Source organism: Corynebacterium sp. HMSC034B08 (assembly GCF_001835805.1).
GTDB lineage: Bacteria > Actinomycetota > Actinomycetes > Mycobacteriales > Mycobacteriaceae > Corynebacterium > Corynebacterium coyleae.
In genome coordinates this window covers 1-4,409 of sequence record NZ_KV825899.1, presented here as the reverse complement: position 1 = coordinate 4,409, position 4,409 = coordinate 1, and the positions used below count along the sequence as shown (strand labels likewise).

Annotated in this window: 3 protein-coding genes; 1 reads left to right on the top strand and 2 read right to left on the bottom strand. The window is 62.7% G+C overall.

What is annotated here, in order from left to right; translation table 11 throughout:
• A partial coding sequence (locus HMPREF2656_RS00315) for an AbgT family transporter (RefSeq protein ID WP_141760964.1) occupies positions 1 to 1,444 on the bottom strand: 1,444 nt, incomplete at its 3' end.
• Positions 1,445 to 1,592: 148 nt separating this feature from the next.
• Here HMPREF2656_RS00315 and HMPREF2656_RS00310 point away from each other — a divergent pair.
• Complete coding sequence (locus HMPREF2656_RS00310; RefSeq protein WP_070449590.1) at positions 1,593 to 2,885, top strand: M20 family metallopeptidase; 1,293 nt, start codon at positions 1,593 to 1,595, stop codon at positions 2,883 to 2,885.
• Positions 2,886 to 2,915: 30 nt separating this feature from the next.
• Here the strand turns inward: HMPREF2656_RS00310 and HMPREF2656_RS00305 are convergent.
• Positions 2,916 to 4,409: AbgT family transporter (locus HMPREF2656_RS00305; protein ID WP_141760956.1), on the bottom strand; the 1,494-nt coding region annotated here is incomplete at its 5' end.

Below are 4,409 nucleotides of genomic sequence, written 5' to 3'. Positions count from 1 at the left end.
ACGGGTTCAGCGGGGTGATGATCTGGGTGGCGGAGTCGCCGACACGGAACGCGGCCTGCGTGAAGGCGGGCTCGAAGCCGATCAGGGCGAACATTGGGACGAACACGGCCGCCATCAGGGTCCACATCGCGGAGCCGGAAATAACCAACAGGTTCAGGCACGACGCCAGGATGATGAACGCGAGGATGGCCGCGAAGCCGGTGATGCCAGCCGCCTCGAGCATCTCTGCGCCCTTGACGGCGGAGAAGGTGCCGATGCCGGACCAGCTAAACAGGGAAATGAACTGGCCGAGGATGAACGCGAGAACCAGGAAGCCGAGCATGTCGCCCATCGCCTTGGTCATCATGTCCACGACGTCCTTGATGTTCTTCACTGTGCCAGCGACCTTGCCGTAGACGATGCCGAGGACCATGAAGTAGGTGAAGACGATGAACACGATCGACTGCAGCAGCGGGGACTTCGGCAGGAAGCCACCTTCTTCGTTGCGCCACGGGGAATCCGGGATGAGTACTGCGAACAGGATGATTGCCGTGACGATAAGCGTGGCGACGCCCGCCCACATCAGGCCGCGGCGTTCCGGCTTGGTCAGTTCGACGGAGATCTCGTTGCCGTCGGCGTCGCGGTTCATGCCGTCGTCGCCCTCGACCATCTCCTGGGGGACGTCGAGTTTGTGCATGCGGGGCTCGAGGATCCTGTCGATGATGAAGCCACACGCCAGGCCAAGCACGATGGATGCTGCGATGTTGAAGTAGTAGTTGGACACTGGGTTGACCTCGGTAGCGTCCATGTTTGGCAGGGTTTCCATCACGGCGTTGGTGATGCCGGCGAACAGGGCGTCCAGTGAGGTCGGCACCAGTGCGGTGGAGTAGCCAGCGCCGACGGCGGCGAAGCCGCCCAGCAAACCTGCGACGGGGTGGCGGCCGGCGGCCTTGAACACCATCGCGGCCAGCGGCGGGATGACCACGAACGCGGCGTCCGCCATGATCGAGCCGGTCACGCCGATGATGCCCACGGCGTACGGCAGGATCGAACGGTTTGCCGAGCCGAAGAGCTTACGGATCAGCGCTGACAGCATGCCGGAGCGCTCAGACACGCCGACGGCGAGCATGATCGGGAGCACGGTGGCCAGGGGTGGGAAGCCGAGGTAGTTCTGGCCGATGGTGGTGGTGAACCAGGCTAGGCCCTCACCGGTGAAGAAGCCTTTGATCTTCACACTTTCGTCCTCGCCGGGCACTGCGACTTCGGCCCCGAAGTACGCCATCACGGTGGAGATCACCGCGGTGATGAGGAACAGGATAAGGAAGAGCGTGAATGGCTCCGGAAGTTTGTTGCCTACCGACTCGATGGTGCCGAGGAGGCGATCCATTGCGGTTTTCTTCTGTGGTGGGCTGCTGTCGGCAGAGCGCTCGAGCTCGGCGCTCTCTGTGGCTTTTCGCGTACTCATGCGTATATGTTGTACCAGTCACATTAATTCTGCGCTAGGGTTTTGTAGAAACGTAATCCGATCGACGGAGAGTGAGCGGACCGTGAGCGAAACGCATCCCAACCGCCCGACCAGCCCAACCCCACCGAACCCTGCCTTCCTGCAACGCATGGACGCAGTGGTGCGAGATGAGATCGCCGCTGCGTCGCCGCAGTTCCCGATTGAGCCGGGCTATCCGGAGCGTGACGCGGTGTGGGGGAAGGTCGAGCGCAACGTCGAAGCCGTCCGGGCCGACCTGGAACACATCATGCGTGACCTGCACGCGAACCCGGAGGAGGCGTTTCAGGAATTCCATGCGCAGGCTGTGATTGCGAAGGTGCTTGAGGGGCAGGGGTTCGTCGTCAAGCAAGGGGCCCATGGTGTGGAAACGGCGCTGCGCGCGGAGTGGCAAAGCGACGACTTTGACCCGAGCACACATCCGACGGTGGCGGTGATGTCTGAATACGACGCGCTGCCGGGTATCGGGCATGCGTGTGGCCACAACGTGATCGCTGCATCCGGGGTGGGTGGTTTCCTCGGCGCGGTCGGTTCGGGTTCGGGCCGCATCGTGTTTCTTGGCACCCCGGCGGAGGAGGGCCACACCGGCAAGGAGTACATGATCCGCGGCGGCATGCTCGACGGCGTGGATTGTGCGGTGATGATCCACCCGTTCTGCTACGACCTGGTGTCGCACGCGTGGACGGGGCGCCGCTCGCTTACCGCAACGTTTACCGGCGTTGCCGCGCACGCGTCGATGCAGCCGTACATGGGGCGCAATGCGCTAGATGCTGCGACGCTTGCGTACCAAGCCATGGGGTTGTTGCGCCAGCAGATGCCACCGTCGGATCGCCTACACGCGATTATTTCGGACGGCGGCGCGAGGGCATCGATCATTCCGGAGACGGCCACGCTGAGCCTCTACGTGCGTTCGCTGTACACCGAAACACTGATGGATTTGAGCAAGCGTATCGACGACATCCTCACCGGTGCCGCCCTCATGACCGGCACCGGCGTGGATGTGCAGTGGGATAACCACCCCATGTCGCTTCCTGTCCGCAACAACGAAACCTTGGCGGCGCGCTGGGGAGCGACCCAGCAGGCGCGGGGTAGGGAAGTGTTGCCGGGTGGGATCTTGCCGGACTCGCAGGCGGCGTCGACAGATTTTGGCAACGTCTCGCAGCTCGTGCCCGGCATCCACCCGTTGGTCAAGATCGCGCCGGAGGGCACTGCGCTGCACACCACTAAGTTCGCCGATGCGGCGATCACCCCGGCCGCAATGGACGGTGTGATCGACTCCGCGGTGGGGCTCGGCCAAGTCATCGCTGACGTACTCAATGACCCGGTGCTGTTGCAGCGCGCTCGCGAGGAGTTCGAAGCGGCGGGCGGGGCGATCTCCGTGGAGGCGCTGCTAGATGAGGCCTAGATGACGCGTAACTGACGCCTGAATGGCGCGCTACAGGAAGATGGCAGCACCCGGGCCGAGCGGCAGGTCGAAGGTGTACCAAATGAACAGCATGGCCATCCAGAAGATCCAGAACGGAACCGTGAACATGATCAGGCGCGACATGAGCGTGCCCACGCCAGCCTTCGGTTCGTAGCGGCGCAGCTGCGTCAGGATCACGATGATGTACGGGTTCAGCGGGGTGATGATCTGGGTGGCGGAATCGCCGACGCGGAACGCTGCCTGGATGAAGGCCGGATCGAAACCGATCAGGGCGAACATGGGCACGAACACGGCCGCCATCAGGGTCCATAGTGCGGAGCCGGAGATGATCAGCAGGTTCAGGCACGACGCCAGGACGACGAACGCGAAGATGGCGGCGAAACCGGTGATGCCTGCGGACTCGAGCGCGTTGGCTCCCTTGACGGCGGTGAAGGTGCCGATGCCAGACCAATTAAACAGCGCGATGAACTGGCCCAGGATGAACGCGAGGATGAGGAAGTTCACCATGTCCTTCATGGCGCCAGCCATCATGTCTGCGACGTCGGGTACGCGTTTGATCGTGCCCGCAACCATGCCGAAGACTAGGCCCATGACTACGAAGTAGAGCACCACGATGAACACTGTGGACTGCATCAAGGGCGAGTCCGGCAGGAAGTTGCCTTCCTCGTTGCGCCACGGAGAGTTCGGGATGAGGACGACGATCGTGCACACCACGGTCAGCAGCAGGGTGGCCCACAGAGTGGCGCGCAGGCCGCGGGATTCGGCGTCGGTGAGCTCTGCGGAGATTTCCTTGCCGTCGCGGTCGCGGGTCATGCCGTCATCGCCAGCAACCATCTTGTTCGGTACACCGAGCTTGTTTAAGCGGGGCTCGAGGACCTTGTCGATGATGAAGCCGGACAGAAGTCCCAGCACGATCGCGGAGACAAGGTTGAACCAGTAGTTAGAGACCACGGTGACCTCAGGGGCGTCGAGGCTTGGCAGTGCCTCCATCACGGAATTCGTGATGCCAGCAAACAGTGCATCGAGCGAGCCCGGCAACAGCGACGTAGCGTATCCCGCGCCCACGGACGCGAAGCCACCGAGCAGACCCGCCACCGGGTGACGGCCAGCAGCCTGGAACACCATGGCAGCAAGTGGCGGGATGACGATGAACGCCGGGTCGGCGATCAGCGAACCGGACACACCAATCAGGCCCACCGCATACGGCAGTACCGAGGTATTCGCGGAGGAAAACAGCCTGCGGATCAGCGCCGACAACATTCCGGAGCGCTCCGCGATACCGACTGCCAAGATGATCGGCAGCACGTACACCAACGGCGGGAAGCCAACGTAGTTCTTGCCCAGGTTCACGGTGAACCAGGCAAGGCCTTCGCTGGTGAAGAAGCCCTTGATGGGGCGGATCTCGTCGTCGCCAGGCACCTGCACTTGCAACCCAGCCCAGGCCATCACTGTGGAAATGACCGCGGTGAGGGTTAAGCGACAAAATGTGTGTCCGGAATCGTT